This window comes from Psychromarinibacter sp. S121, from assembly GCF_049801035.1.
Taxonomy (GTDB): Bacteria; Pseudomonadota; Alphaproteobacteria; order Rhodobacterales; family Rhodobacteraceae; genus Psychromarinibacter.
On sequence record NZ_JBNAGE010000009.1, the window covers coordinates 31,543 to 52,587 of the forward strand.

22 protein-coding genes are annotated in these 21,045 nt (G+C 65.7%); 12 read left to right on the forward strand and 10 right to left on the reverse strand.

Annotated features, from left to right (window positions below; translation table 11 throughout):
• Positions 1-14 precede the first annotated feature (14 nt).
• Together ACP156_RS24325 and ACP156_RS24330 are read right to left on the reverse strand one after the other, a co-directional pair.
• Complete coding sequence (locus ACP156_RS24325; RefSeq protein ID WP_425053987.1) at positions 15-1,199, reverse strand: aminotransferase class I/II-fold pyridoxal phosphate-dependent enzyme; 1,185 nt, start codon at positions 1,197-1,199, stop codon at positions 15-17.
• 139 nt (positions 1,200-1,338) lie between these two features.
• On the reverse strand, positions 1,339-2,667 hold the full coding sequence (locus ACP156_RS24330) for an amidase (RefSeq protein ID WP_425053946.1): 1,329 nt from the start codon (positions 2,665-2,667) through the stop codon (positions 1,339-1,341).
• A gap of 199 nt (positions 2,668-2,866) precedes the next feature.
• Here ACP156_RS24330 and ACP156_RS24335 point away from each other — a divergent pair, with 199 nt between their 5' ends.
• Positions 2,867-4,081: an FAD-dependent monooxygenase gene (locus tag ACP156_RS24335; RefSeq protein WP_425053947.1), complete on the forward strand. Its 1,215-nt coding sequence runs from the start codon at positions 2,867-2,869 to the stop codon at positions 4,079-4,081.
• Positions 4,082-4,141: 60 nt separating this feature from the next.
• On the opposite strand, the gene ACP156_RS24340 is transcribed toward ACP156_RS24335, so the two are convergent.
• The 3 genes from ACP156_RS24340 to ACP156_RS24350 all read right to left on the reverse strand — a co-directional run bounded on the left by ACP156_RS24340 (position 4,142) and on the right by ACP156_RS24350 (position 7,097).
• The gene (locus ACP156_RS24340) at positions 4,142-4,825 is read right to left on the reverse strand and encodes an RraA family protein (protein WP_425053948.1); all 684 of its coding nucleotides are present in this window, start codon (positions 4,823-4,825) and stop codon (positions 4,142-4,144) included.
• Positions 4,826-4,892: 67 nt separating this feature from the next.
• A complete protein-coding gene (locus ACP156_RS24345; RefSeq protein WP_425053949.1) occupies positions 4,893-5,459 on the reverse strand; it encodes a DUF3859 domain-containing protein in 567 nt (188 codons plus the stop codon).
• A gap of 39 nt (positions 5,460-5,498) precedes the next feature.
• The gene (locus ACP156_RS24350; RefSeq protein WP_425053950.1) at positions 5,499-7,097 is read right to left on the reverse strand and encodes a phosphoenolpyruvate carboxykinase; all 1,599 of its coding nucleotides are present in this window, start codon (positions 7,095-7,097) and stop codon (positions 5,499-5,501) included.
• A 374-nt stretch (positions 7,098-7,471) separates the two neighbouring features.
• On the opposite strand from ACP156_RS24350, the gene ACP156_RS24355 reads away from it, so the two are divergent.
• From ACP156_RS24355 to ACP156_RS24385, 7 genes are all read left to right on the forward strand, one after another.
• The gene (locus ACP156_RS24355) at positions 7,472-8,173 is read left to right on the forward strand and encodes a response regulator transcription factor (protein WP_425053951.1); all 702 of its coding nucleotides are present in this window, start codon (positions 7,472-7,474) and stop codon (positions 8,171-8,173) included.
• A 2-nt stretch (positions 8,174-8,175) separates the two neighbouring features.
• A complete protein-coding gene (locus ACP156_RS24360) occupies positions 8,176-9,915 on the forward strand; it encodes a sensor histidine kinase (RefSeq protein WP_425053952.1) in 1,740 nt (579 codons plus the stop codon).
• Positions 9,916-10,027: 112 nt separating this feature from the next.
• Complete coding sequence (locus tag ACP156_RS24365; protein WP_425053953.1) at positions 10,028-10,441, forward strand: HPr kinase/phosphorylase; 414 nt, start codon at positions 10,028-10,030, stop codon at positions 10,439-10,441.
• 6 nt (positions 10,442-10,447) lie between these two features.
• A complete protein-coding gene (gene rapZ, locus ACP156_RS24370) occupies positions 10,448-11,359 on the forward strand; it encodes an RNase adapter RapZ (protein ID WP_425053954.1) in 912 nt (303 codons plus the stop codon).
• A 7-nt stretch (positions 11,360-11,366) separates the two neighbouring features.
• Positions 11,367-11,753, forward strand: coding sequence for a PTS sugar transporter subunit IIA (locus ACP156_RS24375; protein WP_425053955.1), 387 nt, complete (start codon positions 11,367-11,369; stop codon positions 11,751-11,753).
• A 16-nt stretch (positions 11,754-11,769) separates the two neighbouring features.
• Positions 11,770-12,048 carry an HPr family phosphocarrier protein gene (locus ACP156_RS24380; protein WP_425053956.1) on the forward strand — a complete coding sequence of 93 codons (279 nt, stop codon included), beginning with the start codon at positions 11,770-11,772 and terminating at the stop codon, positions 12,046-12,048.
• A 27-nt stretch (positions 12,049-12,075) separates the two neighbouring features.
• On the forward strand, positions 12,076-13,014 hold the full coding sequence (locus tag ACP156_RS24385) for a lysophospholipid acyltransferase family protein (protein ID WP_425053957.1): 939 nt from the start codon (positions 12,076-12,078) through the stop codon (positions 13,012-13,014).
• A gap of 84 nt (positions 13,015-13,098) precedes the next feature.
• Here the strand turns inward: ACP156_RS24385 and ACP156_RS24390 are convergent, their stop codons facing one another.
• Entirely contained in the window at positions 13,099-14,001 is a 903-nt protein-coding gene (locus ACP156_RS24390; protein ID WP_425053958.1) for a LysR family transcriptional regulator, read from the reverse strand.
• A 113-nt stretch (positions 14,002-14,114) separates the two neighbouring features.
• Between ACP156_RS24390 and ACP156_RS24395 the strand changes: the two genes are divergently transcribed.
• Both ACP156_RS24395 and ACP156_RS24400 read left to right on the forward strand, forming a co-directional pair.
• A complete protein-coding gene (locus ACP156_RS24395) occupies positions 14,115-15,290 on the forward strand; it encodes a cytochrome P450 (protein WP_425053959.1) in 1,176 nt (391 codons plus the stop codon).
• A gap of 11 nt (positions 15,291-15,301) precedes the next feature.
• Positions 15,302-15,625 (forward strand): 2Fe-2S iron-sulfur cluster-binding protein, encoded by a 324-nt coding sequence (locus ACP156_RS24400; protein WP_425053960.1) that lies wholly within the window; start codon positions 15,302-15,304, stop codon positions 15,623-15,625.
• 125 nt (positions 15,626-15,750) lie between these two features.
• On the opposite strand, the gene ACP156_RS24405 is transcribed toward ACP156_RS24400, so the two are convergent.
• On the reverse strand, positions 15,751-16,626 hold the full coding sequence (locus tag ACP156_RS24405; RefSeq protein WP_425053961.1) for a 3-hydroxybutyryl-CoA dehydrogenase: 876 nt from the start codon (positions 16,624-16,626) through the stop codon (positions 15,751-15,753).
• A 176-nt stretch (positions 16,627-16,802) separates the two neighbouring features.
• Between ACP156_RS24405 and ACP156_RS24410 the strand changes: the two genes are divergently transcribed.
• On the forward strand, positions 16,803-17,645 hold the full coding sequence (locus ACP156_RS24410; protein WP_425053962.1) for a DUF6473 family protein: 843 nt from the start codon (positions 16,803-16,805) through the stop codon (positions 17,643-17,645).
• Positions 17,646-17,657: 12 nt separating this feature from the next.
• On the opposite strand, the gene ACP156_RS24415 is transcribed toward ACP156_RS24410, so the two are convergent.
• Positions 17,658-18,116 carry a c-type cytochrome gene (locus ACP156_RS24415; RefSeq protein WP_425053963.1) on the reverse strand — a complete coding sequence of 153 codons (459 nt, stop codon included), beginning with the start codon at positions 18,114-18,116 and terminating at the stop codon, positions 17,658-17,660.
• A 168-nt stretch (positions 18,117-18,284) separates the two neighbouring features.
• Here ACP156_RS24415 and idi point away from each other — a divergent pair, with 168 nt between their 5' ends.
• Positions 18,285-18,812 (forward strand): isopentenyl-diphosphate Delta-isomerase, encoded by a 528-nt coding sequence (gene idi / locus ACP156_RS24420; RefSeq protein WP_425053964.1) that lies wholly within the window; start codon positions 18,285-18,287, stop codon positions 18,810-18,812.
• 415 nt (positions 18,813-19,227) lie between these two features.
• On the opposite strand, the gene ACP156_RS24425 is transcribed toward idi, so the two are convergent.
• Positions 19,228-20,154 carry an electron transfer flavoprotein subunit alpha/FixB family protein gene (locus ACP156_RS24425; RefSeq protein WP_425053965.1) on the reverse strand — a complete coding sequence of 309 codons (927 nt, stop codon included), beginning with the start codon at positions 20,152-20,154 and terminating at the stop codon, positions 19,228-19,230.
• The gene (locus ACP156_RS24430) at positions 20,154-20,915 is read right to left on the reverse strand and encodes an electron transfer flavoprotein subunit beta/FixA family protein (protein WP_425053966.1); all 762 of its coding nucleotides are present in this window, start codon (positions 20,913-20,915) and stop codon (positions 20,154-20,156) included. The genes ACP156_RS24425 and ACP156_RS24430 overlap by 1 nt, the downstream gene beginning before the upstream one ends.
• Positions 20,916-21,045 lie beyond the last annotated feature (130 nt).

Sequence of the window (21,045 nt, forward strand, 5' to 3'; positions counted from 1 at the left end):
CGGTTACCTCGTCCTTACCCGTAAATGCAGTCGCGCAGCATCATGAGGCCGCGTTGCATGTCTTCGATCGGGGCCACCATCGCGACCCGAATGTATCCTGCTCCCGGATTTCCCGCGCCGGTGTCGCGTCCGAGATAGGCGCCGGGCAGAACCCGCACCCCGGTTTCGGTCCAAAGTTTCAATGCCGCTTCCTCGCCGTCCTGAACCGGCAGCCACAGGAAGAACCCGGCGCGCGGCGGCATGTAGTCCTGAACGCCGCCGAAGATCTCGTCGGCGATCTGGTACTTGTCCTGATACAGCGCGCGGTTCGCCTCGACATGGACCTCGTCGGCCCAGATCCGTTCGGCGGCTCGCTGCAACGGCAGCGGCAGCGGCGCGCCCGCATAGGCGCGCAGCTTCTTGATCCGGGCGATGCTTTCCGGCCCGCCCGCGACGAAGCCCGAGCGCAGGCCCGGAAGGTTCGACCGCTTGCTGAGCGAATGGAAGATCACGACCCGCTCGGGCGCAGCGCCCATCTCGTAGGCGACCTGAAGCGCACCGACCGGCGCGTCACCACGGTAGATCTCGGAATAGCACTCGTCCGCGAAAATCTGGAAATCGTGCTTCTCGGCCAGTTCGATCAGGCGCGCCCAATAGCCTCGGTCGGCCACCACGCCCTGCGGGTTCGAGGGCGAGCAAAGATAGGCGATCTCGGTCCGGTCGAGGATCTCGGCGGGCAGGCTTTCGTAATCCGGCAGGAACCCGGTCTCGCGGGTGGCCGGCACGTAGACCGGCTCTGCCCCCACGGCCAGCGCCGCCACGGCGTAGACCTGATAGAACGGGTTGGGCACCAGCACGACCGGCTGCTTGCCGCTGCGCGTTTTCTCGGGGCACAGTGCCATGCAGGCGCCGAACAGCCCTTCGCGGGTGCCGTTCAGCACCATGATCTGCTTGTCCAGCGCCACCGGCACGCCATAGCGGCGACCGATCCAGCCCGAGATCACGTTCAGAAGCTCGGGGGTGCCGTCGTTCGGAGGATAGCGGCCAAGTTCACCGATGCTGTCGGCGATGATCTGGCCGATCCAGTCCGGAAACGCGTGTTTGGGTTCGCCCAAGGACATCAGAATGGGATCGCCGCCGGGCGCGTAATCGTCCAGCAGCGTCCGCAGACGCGGAAACGCGTATTCTGGCAGGTTCGAAAACCGCTCTGGGAACGTCATCGGTTCGCTATATGCCTCAGGGTCCGGGGTCATTGGCGCCCCGTTTGCCGATCAGCGTACCGGGCAAACCCTGTCCGGTCCAGAAAACGAAAGGTTTTTCAGACCTTGAGCGACAAAATTGTGTCTTTTAGGCCAGCGCCTAGGACAATGTTGCCTCTGCGGCACGACCCAGCCGCAACAGTCTTTCCTCGGCCATCGGCGGTGCGATGAACAGGATGCCGGTCGAGGGTAAGCCGGTCGGCAGCGTCAGCGAGCAGTTGCCCAGCAGGTTGCCGATCCGGGTATTGCGCAGCGTCAGCAGGTTCTCGGTCACGTAATAGTCTTCGTCGCGCACAAGGCGGTCCGCATCGGGCGGCAGATTGGGGGCGGTTGGGATCACGACGGCGTCGTATCGGGCGGTCGCCTCGGCCCACATCTGGCGGTAGCCGTCCAGCTTGCGCCACGCCGCGACGAAATCCGCCGCGCTGACGGCAGAGCCGCCCCGGAAGCGTTCCAGGATCGGCTGGAACATCTTGTCGGGCGCGGCTTCGATCACGTCCTTCCAGATGCCATAGGCCTCGGGCGCGTAAAGCAGCGGCGACAGGGCCAGCATGTCGTTCACGAAGGGCAGGTCCACCGTGTCGACCGTCGTGCCGGCGTCCTGCAACCGTTTGACGGCGCTTTCGAAACCCTCGCGCGGGGCGTCCCGCAGGCAGTCCATCGCACCGGTCGTCAGGATCATCAGGCGCGCGCCGTCCAGTGTCGTTCCGCGCAGGTCGGGGGCCTTCGCACCCTCCATGATCGCGGTCAGCAGCGCCGCGTCCTCGACCGAGCGGCACAGGGGGCCGACGGTGTCGAACCGGTCGCAAAGCGGCACGGCACCGGTCAGCGACAGGCGACCGTGCGTGGTCTTGAGACCCACAAGGTCGTTCCAGGCCGCGGGAATCCGCACCGATCCGCCAGTGTCCGAGCCGATGCCCGCAGCGGCCAGCCCGAAGGCCACCGACGCCGCCGCGCCAGAAGACGACCCGCCGGGCACCGCGCCCGCGTCGTTCACGCAGGGCGGCGTCGCCGTCATCGGGTTCAGGCCGAGGCCGGAGAAGGCGAGTTCCGACAGATGCGTCTTGCCAAGACAGACCAGCCCGGCGGCCGCCGCGTTTTTCAGGACGGTCGCGTCGCGATCCGGAACCCGGCCTTCCAGCAGCTTGCTGCCCGCCTCGGTCGCGGTGCCGGCGCTGTCGAACAGGTCCTTCCACGAGATCGGGACGCCATCCAGCGGTGACAGCCTGCGGCCCGACGCGGCGCGCTGGGCGGCGGCTTGCGCCTCGGTCCGGGCGCGGTCGGCAGTGGTGCGGGCATAGATCCGGTCGGCATCGGCATGCGCGTCGATGGCCTGCAGGTAGGTCTCGGTCAGCGCAACGGGGTCGATCTTTCCGTCCGCGATCCCGCGCCCGAGATCCGCCGCCGTCATCCACAACCAGTCGTCCACGATCCGCACCTCCTGTTTTGCGCCGACGCTAGTCGCTGCGGACGGCAGAGGAAATGGGGGAAGTCGCGGCGGATACGCCGGGAAAGGGCGTCTGCCGTTAAACTGTGCGCCCGCGCGGGCCCGCGACCCGGTGATGCGCAGCCAGGCCAACCCATCCTGCCGCATGGACAAATCACGTTTCAGGCGCATATTGCGCGGCATGGACGTGATCCTCATAGGCGGTGGCCTCAACGGCCCGGCTTTGGCGTTGGCACTGGCCCGCGCCGGGCTTTCCGTGACCGTGGTCGAGCGCCTTGCGCCCGAGCGGCGCACCGATCCCGATTTCGACGGTCGTGGCTATGCGCTGGCGCATGCCTCGGCCAGGCTGCTGCATGCGGTGGGCGTCTGGAACGCGGTCCAAGCGCAGGCCCAGCCGATCGAGAAGGTGGTGGTCAGCGACGGTCGAGCGGGCGAGGGCGCGTCGCCGATGGCGCTGCTGTTCGACGGCGCGGAAGTCGAGGACTACCCGGTCGGATGGATGCTTGAGGACCGGTACCTGCGCATCGCCTTCCAACAGGCGATGGACGCGGAAGAGGGCATTACACAGATCACCGGCGTCGATGTCACCGGGCATGAGGTCGGGCCCGGCGGCGTGACCGTTGCGCTGTCGGACGGGCGCGTGCTGGAGGCGACGATGCTGGTGGGCGCGGACGGTGTCGCCTCGCAGACCGCGAAGCGTGCGGGGATCGGGCGAATGGAATGGTCGTACGGCCAGACCTCTTTCGCCTGTGCCATCGCGCACGATCTTCCGCACCACGGCAAGGCGCACCAGTTCTTCATGCCCCCGGGGCCGCTTGCGATCCTGCCGCTGCCCGGCAACCGCTCGTCCATCGTGTGGACCGAGGCCGAGGATGCCGCCCGCCGGATCTCGGAGCTGGACGACTCGGGTTATCTTGCGCTGCTGCGGCCGCGCGTGGGCGATTTTCTTGGGCAGATCCGGCTGGAAGGCAATCGGTTCGCCTACCCGGTGCCGCTGTCCATCGCGCATCGCTTCGCCGCGCCCCGGGTGGCGCTGATCGGCGACGCCGCGCACAGGGTGCATCCTCTGGCGGGGCAGGGTCTGAACGCCGGCCTGAAGGATGTGGGCGCGCTGGCCGAGGTGCTGGTGGACGCGCATCGGCGCGGCGAGGATATCGGCGGGCTGGACGTACTGGAACGCTACGAGCAGTGGCGGCGGTTCGACGTGGCAACGCTGGCGCTGGCCACCGATGGGATCAACCGACTGTTCTCGAACGACAATCCGCTTTTGCGGCTGGGGCGCGACATCGGTCTGGGGCTGGTGAATGGCCTGCCGGGGCTGCGCCGGACGCTGATGCGCGAGGCGGCCGGGGTCACCGGGGAGCTGCCGCGTCTGCTGCGCGGGCTGGCGTTGTAGCGGGGGGCGCTGCCCCCCGGCCTGCGGCCTCCCCCCGGGATATTTTCGGACCGAAGAAGATCAGACGTATTTGACCTGATCGCTTGCCAGAAGCTCGAGGATGTTCTCTGGCACTTTCAGTCCCTTCTGCAACTCGGCGTCAAGGCTGGTCTCCAGTTCGGTGACCTTCTCCAGCATCGCGATGACCTCGTCGATCCGGTCGAACGGCACCACCGCGATGCCATCGCGGTCGGCGACCACCATGTCCCCGGTATCAATCGGGCGGCCGCCCAGCGTGATCGGGAAGCCGACGCGCCCCGGACCCTTGGCGAAGGGCGAGCCGGGCGTGAGGCCGGTGCACCACACCGGCATGCCGACTGCCTTGATGCCCGCAACGTCGCGCATCGGACCATCGGTGATAAAGCCCGCGGCGCCGCTGTTCTTCATGAAGGCGCAGGCGCGGTCGCCGGCGGCGGCGCAACCCTGGTGGCCACCGAAATCCGACACCACGACATCGCCGTCGCGGATTTCGGGCAGGGCGGCGAGCACGGCGAGGATGTCGGCGGGGCCGGCCTCGACCGTCAGCGCGGGGCCGGCGACGGCTCCCTCGGGGTCAAGCGCGCGGATGGTCGGCGGCAGCGCACCGTCACCGTACATCGCGTCGACGACGAAACTGGACGGCACGCCCTGAAACGCTGCGATCTGGGCTGCGGTGGGCCGGCGCGTGGGGCGCCGGATCGTAAGCAATGGCGGTTCTTCGATCATGGATGATCCTCCCTGCCCGGCACCAAAGCCGAAACGGCAGGGAAGGTCCATGCGCCGTGTAATCTGTTCAGGACAGGGGGATCGCGTAGCCGCAGGTGACGGGCGGCAGCAGCGCCGGGTCGACCACCTCGAACCCGATGGAATAGACGGTGCCCGCCTCGGTCCGGGCGGTCATGCGCCAATGGCCTTTCAGGATCTCGTATTCGTAGTCGAAGGTGTAGCCGTAGTATTGCGCCTCGAGCCCCGAGATATCGGTGTACCACGTCTGCGTGGTCACACCGTCCGGCCCCATCGGCGGGTGTTCGATGGTGATTTCCACCGGACCGGCGAACTCGGGCAGCGCGCGCACGTGAACGCCGAAGCCCACGTCCTTCTGGCCGGGAACCATCGGTCCGGGGCCGAGGAAGGGCGGCAGACCCTCGACGAACGAGACGGTGCCGGACACGGTGCCCTCGGCCACGCCGATATCGACCGGTTCGCGCGCGCAGAAGTATCCGGCGGTGAATTCGGCCGCGCCGGGAGTTTGCGCCCCTGCGGTGGCGGCCCCGGTCGACCAAGTGACGGCGCAGACGAAAAGGAGCCAGCCGGCAATCCGGCGGGCTCCCTGCGATGCTATGCGGGCAGAGCGTTTCATGGGGCGCACCCTAGACCCGCTTTGCCTGCGTGGAAAGCGTCAGCCGATGGCGACGGCCTTCACGTCCTCGTGGATATGCGCCTCGTACTGGGCGAAGTTGTCGGCGAACATGCCGACCAGCTTCTGCGCCTGTGCGTCATAGGCCGCGCCGTCATCCCAGGTGCGGCGCGGATCCAGCAGGATCGCGGCCACGCCGGGCACCGAAACCGGCACGTCGAAGCCGAAGTTCGGGTCCTTGCGGAAGGTGCTGTCGGCCAGCGACCCGTCGAGCGCCGCGGTCAGCAGCGCGCGGGTGGCCTTGATCGGCATGCGCGAGCCGGTGCCATAGGCGCCACCGGTCCAGCCGGTGTTCACCAGCCAGCAGGTCGCGCCGTGCTTGGCGATCTTCTCGCGCAGGAGCGCGCCATAGACCTCGGGGCGGCGCGGCATGAACGGCGCGCCGAAGCAGGTCGAGAACGTGGGTTCGGGTTCGGTCACGCCCTTCTCGGTGCCCGCGACCTTCGAGGTGAAGCCCGACAGGAAGTGGTACTCGGCCTGCGCCGGCGACAGCCGCGCGATCGGCGGCAGGACGCCGAACGCGTCGCAGGTCAGCATAATGATGTTCTTCGGATGCCCGCCAAGCGCGGTGGCCGAGGCGTTCGAGATGGCCTCGAGCGGGTAGGCACAGCGCATGTTCGCGGTCAGCGAGTCGTCGTCGAAGTCCAGTTCCAGCGTCTGCGGATCGTGGACCATGTTCTCGATCACGGTGCCGAACATCGAGCACGTGGCGTAGATTTCGGGCTCTGCCTCGGCCGACAGGTTGATCGTCTTGGCATAGCAGCCGCCTTCGAAGTTGAAGGTGCCGCGCTCGGACCAGCCGTGCTCGTCGTCACCGATCAACACGCGGTTCGGGTCGGCGGACAGCGTGGTCTTGCCGGTGCCGGACAGGCCGAAGAACACGGCGGTGTCGACCGGGTTGTTCGGCGCATGGTTCGCCGAACAGTGCATCGCCATGACGCCCTTGCCCGGCAGGATGTAGTTCAGCAGCGTGAAGACGGATTTCTTGTTCTCGCCCGCGTATTCGGTGCCACCGATCAGGATCAGCTTCTTGTCGAAGTTCAGCGCGATGACGGTGCCCGAGCGGCAGCCGTGCTTTTCGGGGTCGGCGGTGAAGCTGGGGCAGTTGATGATGGTGAATTCGGGGGTGAACTCATCCAGTTCGCCGCGGCCGGGGCGGCGCAGCAGGTGGCGGATGAACAGGTTGTGCCACGCCATCTCGTTGATGACCCGGACGTCCAGACGGTGCTGCGGGTCGGCGCCGCCGAACAGGTCCTGCACGAAGTAGTCGCGGCCCTTCATGTGTTCCAGCATGTCGGCATGCAGGCGATCGAAGGCGTCCGCGTCCATCGGCGTGTTGTTGTCCCACCAGATCGAATCCTCGACCGACGGGGTGCGGACGACGAATTTGTCCTTGGGCGAGCGCCCGGTGTGCTTGCCGGTGTTGACCAGCAGCGTGCCGCCATTGCCCAAGTCGCCCTCGCCGCGCTCGAGCGCCTTCTGCACAAGCGAAGCCTCGATGAGGTTGTAATACACATGGCCGAGCCCGGTGATGCCCTGGTGCTCGAGTGTCTGGTTAGGATTGACCCGTCCGGTTTCCATGCGGTCTGTCTCCCTCGCCGCGCGGGCGGCGTCTGGCTGAACGTGAGGCGCGGGACTGCGCCGGCCGGCCCCGGAAATGGCGCCGTGCGTTTGGCCTATAGCATGTCGGTTTTGTGCGTGAACAGGACGCAAGCGCACAGTTAGCGCAACCAAAGACGGGTTAGCGCAATCATCCTTCGCGCGGCGGAAACCATCTTTCCACGTACGCAAAATCGTGCCGTGGAGTGAGACATATTAGCAATTGCTTGCGGAATTTCGTGCCTGAATGGGGCGCGATGGGGCGATGATTCGCACATAACGGTTGATTTGGCGGGGTTGCGTAGTGACTATGCCCAAAAAATGCAGGTATAAATAGAGCAGTAGAGGAAAACCTCATGTCGCGGATTGCTTTGGTGGACGACGACAGGAATATCCTGACGTCGGTATCCATGACTCTCGAGGCCGAAGGCTTCGAGGTCGAAACTTACAATGACGGTCAGGCGGCTCTGGAAGCTTTCAACAAGCGGCTTCCCGACATGGCCGTGTTTGACATCAAGATGCCCCGCATGGACGGCATGGACCTTCTGCAGCGGGTTCGCCAGAAGACTTCGATGCCCGTTATCTTCCTGACCTCGAAGGACGACGAGATCGACGAGGTGCTGGGCCTTCGCATGGGCGCTGACGATTACGTCAAGAAGCCCTTCAGCCAGCGCCTGCTGGTCGAACGCATCCGTGCGCTGCTGCGCCGGCAGGAAGCGATCGACTCGGGCGAGAAGGGCGATACCGAAGCCAACAAGGTCATGGTCCGCGGCGAGCTTTCGATGGATCCGCTGCGCCATGCGGTGACCTGGAAGGGTCAGGACGTATCGCTGACCGTGACCGAATTCCTGCTGCTGCAGGCGCTGGCCCAGCGGCCCGGCTTCGTGAAGTCGCGCGACCAGCTGATGGATGTCGCCTATGACGATCAGGTCTATGTCGACGACCGGACCATCGACAGCCACATCAAGCGGCTGCGCAAGAAGATGCGGACGGTCGACTCTGATTTCTCGGCGATCGAGACGCTTTACGGCATCGGGTATCGTTACAACGAAGAATAAGCATGAACGCCACGTCTGACATCGACGTGCGAGGGTCCAAGCCCGCGGCGCGTGACGCGGAGATGGATAACCTGGTCCTCGGCGAGGACTGGGAACGTCCGGAATCCGAGGTCAGCGCCGACGTGAAAGAGCGTCGCAGCAAGCGGAGCTTTATCTCGATCAACCGGTCGCCGCTGGCGCGGAAGATCATCACGTTCAACCTGCTGGCCATGCTGATGCTGGTCGCGGGCGTGCTTTGGCTGAACCCGGTGCGCGAGAATATCGTGCTTCAGCGTGAAAGCACGCTGGTGGCCGAAGCGCATCTGGTGGCCAACGTTCTTGAAGCCGCAATCGCCGGCAACGCGGCAGAGTCCGCCGCGGGGCTGGACGGCGCGGCGCTGGGCCCGCTGCTGGACGGGTTGCGACTGCAGCCGGGGATCGAGGTTTACGTCTTCGATCCCGATGGCAGCCTGTTGCAGGAATCCGGCGGCGTGGACCGGCCGCAACTGGACGGAATGCCCGCGCTGGACCGCGAGGAATCGACGGTCCTTTCGGATTCCCTGAACCGTGCGTGGGATGTTTTGTCGGGCCTGTTCAACGCGCAGGACGACGGCGTTTCCGCCGCCGACATCCAGGAAGCGTTGCGCACGATGGCCGCCGACGCCGCTGGCGGCGAGACGCAGGTTTCCAGCCAGGTCTATCGCGACGGCGGTACGATCTTCTCTGTCGCGACCCCGGTGATGCAGAACGGCGTGGCGGTCGGCGCCGTGGCTCTGACCAGCGCCGCGGGCGAGATCGACCAACTGGTTCTGGCAGAGCGCGAGCGCGTGCTGCAGATGTTCGTCATCGCCATCCTCGTGTCGATCGGCCTGAGCCTTGTGCTGGCCTCGACCATCGCCAACCCGCTGTCCGATCTTGCCGCCGCGGCGGAAATCGGGCGCGACAAGAATTCCAAGCGCCGCAGCCCCGCGCGCATCCGCATCCCCGACCTGTCGGGCCGCCCGGATGAGATCGGGCGGCTGTCGGCGGCGCTGCGCGGTATGGTCAGCGCGCTGTACGAACGGATCGACGCGAACGAACAGTTCGCGGCGGACGTCGCGCACGAGATCAAGAACCCGCTTGCCTCGCTGCGGTCCGCCATCGGCACCCTGCGCGTCGCCAAGCGCGATGATCAGCGCGAACGGCTGCTTGAGGTGATCGAACACGACGTCCGCCGGCTGGACCGTCTGGTCAGCGACATCTCGAACGCGTCTCGGCTGGACAGCGAACTGGTGAAAGAGGACGAGGAATCCTTCGACCTGCTGGCGATGCTGCGGAACCTCTCCGACTACCTTGGCAACGAGGCGCGCGAGAAGGGGATCGAGTTCATCACCGACATGCCGGCCGACTCGATCGAGATCCAGGGTCTCGAGGCGCGGCTGGCGCAGGTGTTCGTCAACCTGATCTCGAACGCCGTGTCGTTCTGCGAGGACGGCGACGCGATCCGCGTCTGGGTGCGCCGCCGCGACAACCGCGTGCTGGTCGTGGTCGAGGATACCGGCCCGGGCATCCCGGAAGAGGCGCTGACGAAGATCTTCAACCGCTTCTACTCGGAACGGCCCGCCGGCCAGTTCGGCAATAACTCCGGCCTCGGGCTGGCGATTTCCAAGCAGATCGTCGAGGCGCATTCCGGCGTGATCTGGGCAGAGAACATCCGCCCAACCGACGCCGACGTGACCTCGGACCCGCTGGGCGCCCGTTTCGTGGTCGGCCTGCCCGTCTGATCGTGAGGGCCTGTCGCGAAAGGCAGGGCGTTGCGGACTTTCCCGAGGTCGCGGAACCTTCCAACAGATTTCGCAAGGCAGCTTCGACCGGAAGAAGCTGCCTGCGCCCGCTGTGATCGTCCACGCCAGTTGCGTCGCGCTGGGTGGGCGCGGTGTTCTGATCCTTGGCGCGTCCGGGTCGGGCAAGTCGGGTCTTGCGCTGCAACTCATGGCCTACGGCGCCGGGCTGGTGTCGGACGACCGGACCGTCCTGACGGACCGGGGCGGCTGGCTGGAGGCCTCGGCCCCCGACACGATCCGCGGCGGGATCGAAGCGCGGGGCATCGGCATTCTCAACGCCGACCCTGCACCGCCCTGTCGGATCGTGCTTGCCGTCGACATGGACAGTACCGAGACCGCGCGCATGCCCGAGCCGCGCCATTGGAGCGCCTGCGACGCAACGGTACCGCTCCTTCACAAGGTGGAGAGCCTTCATTTCGCCGCAGCGATCTTGCAGTATCTTGAATCTGGACCCGCCGAGATGTGAGTTTTGATGTCCCTCGACCGTGCAGACGCTTCGCAGACGATGCGGCTGGTGCTTGTCACCGGTCCGTCCGGGGCTGGCCGATCTACGGCGATCAACGTGCTAGAGGATATCGGCTACGAGGTGATCGACAACATGCCGCTGCGGCTGCTGCCGCGGCTGCTGGACGGCCCGCCTTTGGGGCGGCCGATGGCGCTGGGCCTCGATGTCCGCAACCGCGATTTCAGCGTCGAGACGATCCTTGATCTTGTGCGGCAGCGCGGGTCCGACACCGGGCCGACCGTCGAACTGCTGTACCTGGATTGCAGCACAGAGGTGCTGCTGCGCCGCTATTCCGAGACCCGCCGCCGCCATCCGCTGGCCCCCGCCGAAGCGCCGCTTCTGGGGATCGAGCGCGAGGCGGCGCTGTTGCAGCCGCTGCTGGCGCAGGCCGACACGCTGATCGACACTTCGGAACTGACGGTCCACGATCTGCGTGACGAACTTCAGGCGCAGTTCGACACCGACCCGAATGCCCGGCTGGCCGTCTCGGTCCAAAGTTTCTCCTACAAGCGCGGGCTGCCGCGCGGCGTCGATACGGTGTTCGACTGCCGCTTCCTGCGCAACCCGCACTGGGAGCCGTCGCTGCGTGCGATGGATGGCCGCGACGACGCCGTCGCGACCTATGTCGAGGGGGACCCGCTGTTCCCCGAATTTCTTGAACGTGTGACCGGATTGATTGAAATGTTGCTGCCCGCGTACCGTGACGAGGGCAAGTCGCACCTGTCCATCGGTTTTGGCTGTACCGGAGGGCAACACAGGTCGGTTACCCTTGCGGAAAAGCTGGCAAATACCCTTGCAATGCAGGGGTGGCAGGTTTCTAAAAGGCACAGGGAACTGGAGCGGACGGCGCGTGCGGCGCCCCCGTCATCCGTGGGGTAAGCGTACCTTGATCGGCATCGTCATCGTCGCCCATGGCGGCCTAGCCCGGGAATACCTAAGCGCCGTCGAGCATGTGGTCGGACGGCAGAACGGGATTCGTGCGATCTCTATCGAGCCGGATCACGACCGGGGTGTGAAGCAGACCGAAATCTGCGCCGCCGCCGACAGCGTGGATGCGGGCGACGGGGTCGTGGTCGTCACCGACATGTTCGGCGGCTCGCCCAGCAACCTCAGCCTGCGGGCCTGCACGCCGCAGGATCGCAAGATCATCTACGGCGCCAACCTGCCCATGCTGATCAAACTGGCGAAGTCCCGGCACATGGCGCTGGGCGACGCGGTGAGCGGCGCCTTGCAGGCGGGTCGGAAATATATCGACAGCTACGACGTAGCGTGACATAGCCTTTCCCGTCATGAGCAATGCCGTCAAACGTACCCTGTTGATCGTCAACGAAAAGGGCCTGCATGCCCGGGCCTCGGCCAAGCTGGTCGAGGTGGTCGAGGAACATGACGCCACGGCGACCGTCGCCAAGGACGGTCAGAGCGCCACGGGCGACAGCATCATGGGCCTTTTGATGTTGGCAGCTTCCAAAGGAACCTCTATTGAGGTCGAAACCAGCGGACCGGAGGCTGACAAGCTTGCCGACGCGCTGGAGGCGCTTGTGGCCGACCGGTTCGGCGAAGAGATGTAGCCCGGTCCCGCGAGGAGAGAGTTTGGCTTGTCAGACACCACTCCCCAGAGGCAGCAGTTGATGCAGGCGCGGCGTGACAGGATCGCCGCGCGCGGCGCAGAGTCGTCTGGCAGCCAGCCGACCGGCGTTCCGGCGGGACAGGCCTATGACCGCCGCCGCCTGACCTATGCGAACACGTTCGACAGCCCGCTGAAGGGCTTCACGATCCGCGCGCTGGAGTGGTTTACCGGCAAGATCACCATCATCCGCATGCTGCGCGAATTCCAGCGTCGCGGGCCGCATGACCGGCGCGACTTCTGGGGCGTCGCCCTGGACGTGATGCGGATCCGGCTGGACACCCCGCAGGAACAGATCGACCGTATCCCGGCCACGGGTCCGCTGGTCGTGGTGGCGAACCACCCGCACGGGCTGGTGGACGGCATGGTGATCGCGCATCTGCTCAGCCGCAAGCGGCAGGACTACAAGGTGCTGGTGCGCGCCTTCCTGACCGGCATCGACGAAATGGCGGCGAGCTTCCTGATCTCGGTGCCGTTCCCGCACGAGGACGAGGCGCAGCGCAAGGGCATCGAGATGCGCGCGGCTGCGATGGACCATCTGAACGACGGAGGCGCGATCGCGCTGTTCCCGTCGGGCGTCGTGGCGCATTCCGAGACGATGTTCGGCCCGGCTGTCGAGTCCGAGTGGAACGTCTTCACCGCGAAGATGATCCGCCGCTCTGGCGCGACCATACTTCCGATCTACTTCCCCGGCTCGAACTCGCGCGCCTACCAGATCGCCAACCAGGTGTCTCCGGCGATGCGGCAGGGCCTGCTGCTGCACGAGATTGTCGCTGCCTGCAAGAAACCGCAGGCGCCGGTGATCGGGCGGCCGATCACGCCGGACGAGTGGGACGAGCCGATGAAGGACCCGCGCGCCTACATGGCCTGGCTTCGCGACCACGTGCTGTCCCTGAAGGGCCGCGCCTGAGGGCAGCGGTCGCGGGGGGCTCTGCCCCCGCCGCGCGTGCCGCGCGACTCCCCCGGGATATTTTCAGACCAAAGAAGCCCGGCGTCAGTCCGGATGGATGCGCCGCACCTCGCGCGCGATGAGGTCTCGCAGCCAGACATGCATCGGAGAGGCGTGGGTGCGGGTGGTCCAGACGAGGTCGATCTCGAACGGAGCGGGGCAGGGGCAGTCGAGGATGCGGACAGAGGCCCCCATGGTCGCCGCGAGCCTGCGGGGGATCGTCGATACGATGTCGGTCCCCGCGACGATTGTCTCGATCCCTGCCGGGCTGGGCAGGCGCAGGACGGGGTTCAGGTCGATCCGCTGCGCTTCGAGTTCTTGCAGGTAGCCCGATTTCCACGTGCCGCCGTAGGTGACCACCGCGTGCCGGGCATTGGCATAGGCATCCAGCGTCAGCGGGGCGTCGGCCAGCGGGTTCGCCGGGTCGGCGATGCAGGCGTAGCGATCGTCCAGCAGGTTACGGCAGTAGAAGCCTTCTTCCTCGGGGCGAAGGGGGCCGATCAGGATATCCGCCTCGGCGCGTTTCAGTTGCAACCGCCCCTGCGCCGACGAGTTGATCAGTTCGACCCGGATGCCCGGCGCTTCGGTGCGCAGACGGCGCAGGACGAAGGGCGCGATCAGGACGCGTTCGTAGTAGTTGCAGGCGATGGTGACGGTCTGCCGGGCGCGGGCCGGGTCGAACTCGGGCGGCGCGGCCAGTGTCTCGAACTCGTCGAGCAGGCGGACGGTCGAGCCAATGATCGCGGTGCAGCGATCGGTGGCCGCGATGCCACCGCCCTGCCGCACGAAAAGCGGATCCCCCAGAGCGCGGCGCAGCTTGTCGATTGTGTAGCTGACGGCGGACTGGTTGGTGCCCAGCACTTCGGCGGCAGCGGTGAAACTGCCTTTCTCGTGAACCAGCCGCAGCGTCCGAAGTGCGGCGAAGTCGATCGTGTAAGGGTCTGACATGACGTTAACATCAATTTTTCCGATGTCATAAATCAAATACATCGGATTGTCATGTGGTCCGTTCCAAAGCTATTTCGTCCGACACAGCCAGAGCGCCAAGGAGGAGGGCAGCCATGGCACTTGCGCCATATGACGACACCATCACCATTTCCGAGCTGACGGAGAATCCGTACCCGGTTTACCGGAAGATGCGCGCCGAGACCCCCGTGTTGCGGGTGGAGTCGGTCGGACGCACCCTGCTGACCCGTGCCGAGGATGCGCGGGCGGTGAAGGACAACCCGGATCTATTCAGCTCGAACGACCCGAACACCCCGATGGAGCGCGCGTTCCACGCCCATACGCTGATGCGGAAGGATGGCGCGGACCACAAAGCCGAGCGGATGGCGATGACGCCGACGTTCAGCCCGAAGAACCTGAAGGGACTTTGGGGGCCGGCCTACGAAAAGCTGGCCAACGAGTACCTTGACCGTCTGCCGCGCGACGAGGTTGTCGACCTGTTCCCGGCGCTGGCCGGTCCGTTGTCGGCGCGCATCCTTGCCGTGATCCTTGGCATCCCGGGCGCGTCGGACGACGACATGCAGTTCTGGAGCCAGGCGCTGATCGACGGCGCCGGCAATTTCGGCTGGGATCCGAAACTGTTCGAGCGGTCCGATCTTGCTCATGATCAGATCGTTGCCGAGATCAACCGGCAGGCGCCCATCGCGCGCGGCGAGCCGGACCAGTCGGCGCTGTCGGTGATGCTGAACGCCGAGAACCCGATCGACATGAGCCAGGTGGTGGCCAACATCAAGATCGCCATCGGCGGCGGGATCAACGAGCCGCGCGATGCGCTGCTGACGATCCTGTACGGCCTGCTGACCAACCCGGACCAGCTTGAGGCGCTGAAGGAAAGCGGCGACTGGGGGCTGGCGTTCGAGGAAGGCGTCCGCTGGGTCGCGCCGATCCAGGTCAGTTCGCGCCTTGTGATGGAAGACACGCAGATCCGCGGCTTCGACATTCCGAAGGGCGACGTGGTGATGACCGTACAGGCCAGCGCCAACCGCGACGAGACGCTGTTCGAGAACGGCGAACGGTTCGATGTGTTCCGCAAGCGCACGCCGCACCAGAGCTTCGGCAGCGGGCCGCATCACTGCCTTGGGACACACCTGGCGCGGATGATGCTGGGCAAGATCATGCTGCCGCTGATCTTCGAACGGTTCCCGAACATGGAACTGGTGACGCCGCAGGACGTGGTCTGGAAGGGCTTCGGGTTCCGCGGGCCGCTGAACCTGCCGGTGCGGCTGAACTGAGGGAGGGTACGATGATCGAAGTGACTTTCGTGGAAGCCTGCGGCAAGCGCACCACGGTGCAGGCCGCCGAGGGCGCGACACTGATGCAGATCGCGCGGGACAACGACGTCGAGGGTATCCGGGGCGAATGCGGCGGCTCGCTCGCCTGCGCCACGTGCCACGGCTATGTCGACGACGCGTTCCTGCCCGAGGTGGGCGGCGCGGGCGAGGAAGAGGCCGAGATGCTGGATTTCGCCGCCTGCGAGGTGAAGCCGTCCAGCCGCCTGTGCTGCCAGATCGCGGTCAAGCCGGCGCTGAACGGCATGGTGGTGCATCTGCCCGAAGCGCAGGTCTGACCGGGCGCAGGGGGCTCTGCCCCCGGCCTGCGGCCTCCCCGAGGTATTTGGGCCCGAGGTATTTGGGCCCGAGGTATTTTGAAAGAGAAGAAGCCCCGGCCGCCTTCGGTCGGGGCTTTTGCGTGTCAGCGCGTGGGGACCGGCGTTTCGCCGCGGTAGTCGTAGAAGCCGCGCTGCGTCTTGCGGCCAAGCCAGCCGGCCTCGACATATTTCACCAGCAGGGGGCAGGGGCGGTACTTGGTGTCCGCCAGCCCGTCGTGCAACACGTTCATGATCGCGAGGCAGGTGTCGAGACCGATGAAATCGGCCAATTCCAGCGGGCCCATCGGGTGGTTGGCGCCCAGCTTCATCGAGGTATCGATCGACTTCACCGAGCCGACGCCCTCGTAAAGGGTATAGACCGCTTCGTTGATCATCGGGATCAGGATGCGGTTCACGATGAAGGCGGGGAAGTCCTCGGCGGAGGCGGCGGATTTACCAAGGCTCTCGACCACGCCAAGGCAGGCCTTGTAGGTTTCCTCGTTGGTGGCGATGCCGCGGATCAGTTCGACCAGTTGCATCACCGGGACCGGGTTCATGAAGTGGAAGCCCATGAACTTTTCGGGCCGGTCGGTGCGGCTGGCGAGCCGGGTGATCGAGATCGACGAGGTGTTCGAGGTCAGGATCGTATGCGGCTGAAGATGCGGCACGAGGTCTTCGAAGATCGCCTGCTTGACCGTCTCGCGCTCGGTCGCGGCCTCGATCACAAGGTCGGTGGCGCCGAGTTCGGGCAGCTTCAGCGTGGTCGAGATGCGGTTCATCGCCGCCTGTTTCTCGTCTTCGCTGATGCGGTCCTTGGAGACTTGCCGGTCGAGGTTCTTCGACACCAGCGACACGGCGGCGGAAAGCGCCTCTTCGCTGATGTCGTTCAACACGACCTCATAGCCCGCGAGCGCCATTACGTGGGCGATGCCGTTGCCCATCTGGCCTGCGCCGATCACGCCGATCCGCTTGATTTCCATGCTCGCCGCTCCTTCGGGTTGTCGCCGGGACCATATGCGCCGCCTTCGCGGCGGTGCAAGGGTGAAAGCCCGGCAGCGCGCAGCGGCAATTCGAGACAAATGCACGGTTTAGGCGGTTGGCAACGAGTTTGTGCGAATCCGGTCGCGGGTGGATCACTTTCAGAAGTGTGGGTGGAATGAACTACGCGAATCTCGAACGACCGGCTCTCGACTATTTCCCGTGCCGGTACGGCGCCTCGAAACAGCTGTTCCGCGGGCCGCGCCGGCGGCTGGAGGGCGATTTCGTCGCCTATCTCGGCGGAACGGAAACCTACGGCAAATTCATCGACACGCCGTTCCCGGCGCTGGTCGAGGTGGAGGCCGGGATCAGGGGCGTGAACCTTGGCTGCATCAACGCCGGGATCGACGCCTATTTCAACGACAAGACGCTGCTGGAGATCTGCAACAAGGCGCGGGTCGCGGTGATGCAGGTTATGGGCGCGCAGAACATGTCGAACCGGTTTTATGCCGTGCATCCGCGCCGCAACGACCGGTTCCTGCGGGCGTCGTCGCTGTTGCACAAGATCTATCCAGAGGTGGATTTCACCGAATTCAGCTTTACCCGGCACATGCTGCAATCGCTGAAGGACATTTCTCCTGAGAAGTTCGCGATGCTGCGGAGCGAGCTGAAAGAGGCGTGGCTGGCGCGGATGCGGATGCTGCTGTCTCAGATCGAACGGCCGGTGGTCCTGTTGTGGCTGTCGGATCATCCGCCGCTGGAAGAGGACGACCGCAACTTCGGGCAGCACGAACTGGCCTGCGGCGATCCGCTGTTTATCGACCGTCCGATGCTGATGTCGCTGGAGGGAAAGGTCACGAAGGTGGTCGAGGTCGTGGCCTCGGCACCGGAACGGCGCAGTGGCATGGACGAGATGCATTTCTCGGAGGGGGAACGCGCCGCGGCCGAGGAAATGCTGGGCCCGGTGGTGCACCGGCGCGCCGCCAGAGCGTTGGCGCCGGTGCTGCAGTCGATGCTGTGACGGGGTGTGCCGTCAGTTGGCGCAGGTTTCCGCCAGCAGCGCTGCGAAGGCGGCGGCGACCTCTTCCTCGGATTTACCCTCGCCCTTGTCGGCCCGCACCTTGAAGGTCATTTTCGATCGCGCGCGCGGGTCGTCGAGGAATTCGGCAAGATAGGCCTTGGGGTCCTGCAGATAGGTGACGAGGTTCTCGGCGTCCCAGACCAGCCCGGCCTCGCCAGCTTCCTCCATCGACTTGCCATAGCGGAAGCCGTCGTAGGTACCGGCGGTGCGGCCGATGACGCAATGCAGGTTGGGTCCGACCTTGCCGCGCTTGCCGTACATGACCTCGCCCGAGTCGTCGGCGATGACATGGCAGGTGGCGCACTGGCCGAAGCTGTCGGCGGCATAGGCGGCCTCGTCCGACAAATCCTGCGCGGTGGCGGGGGCGGCCAGAAGGCTGGCGGCCAGAAGGGAATTGGCTAGGCGTTTCATGATGTCCTCGCTTTTCGCATCCTTCGGGGGCCCGTTCGGGCCCGTGAACTTGGCTGTCGCGCGAAGCGGACGATTCCGCGTATCCGCTGCAAGATCAAGGGCGTCCCGTGCGGCGAAGTGACCGGGGCGGCTGGCGGTGCGGCGCGGCATGGCGTATCTGGCGCCCCGATGCAGGACATGATCCCGGCCTGGGTGAACGGCGAATTGGTGGCGGTGGACAAGCTGGCGGCGCACCGCGAGGGGCTGCGGCACAAGGCGGTGTCCGTCTTCGTGCTGGATGGCGACCGTGTCCTGCTGCAACGGCGGGCGCTGGCGAAGTACCACACGCCGGGGCTTTGGGCGAACACCTGCTGCACCCACCCGTTATGGGGCGAGGACGACGCCGACTGCGCGGTGCGGCGCCTGCGGCAGGAGCTTGGCATCGAGGGGTTGGCGCCGGTCCACCGGGGCGAGGTGCGCTATCGCGCCGATGTGGGCAACGGCATGGTCGAGGACGAAGTGGTGCAGGTGTTCGTCTGCGCCGCCGGGGCCGACCTGCGGGTGGTGCCGAACCCGGAAGAGGTGGCAGAGGTGCGCTGGACGACGCTGGATGCGCTTCGCGGCGAGATCGACGCAGAGCCGGACCGTTTCACGCCGTGGCTGCGGATCTACCTTCACGACCACGCCGAACGGATTTTCGGCGAGTCTTTGGGGTGATGGCTTTTGGGGGATGGGGTGTAACCCCATCGTACGTGGCCTTTGGGTGTCCGTGCGGTGGGGTGCGAAACCGCCTTTTGTGGGATGGGGTGTAACCCCATCCTACGTGGGCGTCGCGTCTCCTTTCGATGGGGTGCAATCCATCCCTCGTAGGATGGGGTTCCACCCCATCTCCCAACACCAGCGAAGCAATTGCCCGGGATTTCACCCAGCTTCCCCAATCCCAAACAATCAAAGTGGGCGTCGCGTCTCCGTTCGACGGGGTGCAATGCATCCGGCGTAGGATGGGGTTCCACCCCATCTCCCCCACACCAGCGAAGCATTTGCCCGGGATTTCATCCACCTTCCCCCAAAAGAAAAGGCCCGCCACAGGGGCGGGCCTATCCATGTGATGGGTCTGACGCCCCCATCCCGATCAAAGCTTCTCGGTCAGTTCCGGCACGGCGGTGAACAGGTCCGCGACCAGTCCGTAATCCGCGACCTGGAAGATCGGCGCCTCCTCGTCCTTGTTGATCGCGACGATGACCTTCGAGTCCTTCATCCCCGCAAGGTGCTGGATCGCGCCGGAGATGCCGACCGCGATGTATAGCTCGGGGGCGACGACCTTGCCGGTCTGACCCACCTGCCAGTCGTTCGGGGCGTAGCCCGAGTCGACCGCAGCGCGGGACGCGCCGACAGCCGCGCCCAGCTTGTCCGCCAGCGCCTCGATGATCTTGAAGTCCTCTTCCGAGCCGACGCCACGGCCGCCCGACACGACGATGCCGGCCGAGGTCAGTTCGGGGCGGTCGCTTTCGGCCACCTTGTCCTCGACCCATTCCGACAGGCCGGGGTTCTCGGCGGCGCCCACGGTCTCGACCGGAGCCGCGCCCTGTTCGCCGGCGGCGTCGAAGGTCGAGGTCCGGATGGTGATCACCTTTTTCGGGTCGGACGACTTCACCGTCTGCACAGCGTTGCCCGCGTAGATCGGGCGCTCGAAGGTATCGGCGTCCACGACACCCGAGACGTCCGACAGGATCATCACGTCCAAGAGCGCCGCGACGCGCGGCATCACGTTCTTCGCGTCGGTGGTGGCCGGCGCGACGATGTGGTCGTAGTCGCCCGCCAGCGACACGATCAGCGCGGCGGTGGTTTCCGCAAGGCGATGACCCAGCGAGGCGTCTTCGGCAACCAGCACCTTCGCCACGCCGTCGATCTTCGCGGCGGCTTCACCGGCGGCGGCGGCGGACGCACCGGCGCACAGCACGGTCACGTCACCCAGCGCCTTCGCGGCGGTCACGGCCTTCGCGGTGGCGTCCAGCGACAGCTCGCCGCCGTTCACTTCACCCAAAAGAAGAACAGCCATTACAGGACCCCCGCTTCGTCTTTCAGTTTCGCGATCAGCTCGTCCACCGAGCCGACCATCTCGCCCGCTTTACGCGCCGGCGGCTCTTCGGTCTTCACGATCTCGAGGCGCGGCGAGACGTCCACGCCGTAGTCGGCGGGGGTCTTCTCATCCAGCGGCTTCTTCTTCGCTTTCATGATGTTCGGCAGCGAGGCATAGCGCGGCTCGTTCAGGCGCAGGTCGACCGTGACGATGGCGGGCATCTTCACCTTGATCGTCTGCAGGCCGCCGTCGACCTCGCGGGTCACGTTGGCGTGGTCGCCGTCGATGTTCACTTCGGACGCGAAGGTGGCCTGCGACCAGCCCAGCAGCGCCGACAGCATCTGGCCGGTGGCGTTCATGTCGTTGTCGATCGCCTGCTTGCCGCAGAGCACGAGGCCCGGCTGCTCTTCGTCGACGATGCCCTTCAGGATCTTCGCGACGGCCAGCGGCTCGATGTCCTGGTGCACGTCGTCGGCGGCGACCACGAGGATCGCCCGGTCGGCGCCCATCGCCAGCGCGGTGCGCAGCGTTTCCTGCGCCTGCTTCACGCCGATCGAGACGGCCACCACTTCTTCGGCGGCGCCCTTCTCTTTCAGGCGGATCGCCTCTTCGACGGCAATCTCGTCGAACGGGTTCATGGACATCTTGACGTTGGCGAGATCGACGCCCGTGCCATCCGCCTTCACGCGGACCTTCACGTTGTAGTCGATAACCCGCTTGACCGGTACGAGGACCTTCATGCGTGTCTCCCTAGGTTGGTTGCGCCCCTTGCGTCGGCCGGGGGAGCGAATTCCCGGTGAGTGTTAGCCGGTAAGGCGCGCGGAGAACAGGGCAAAATCGACGCGTTTACGCCATTCAACGCCGCGTTTC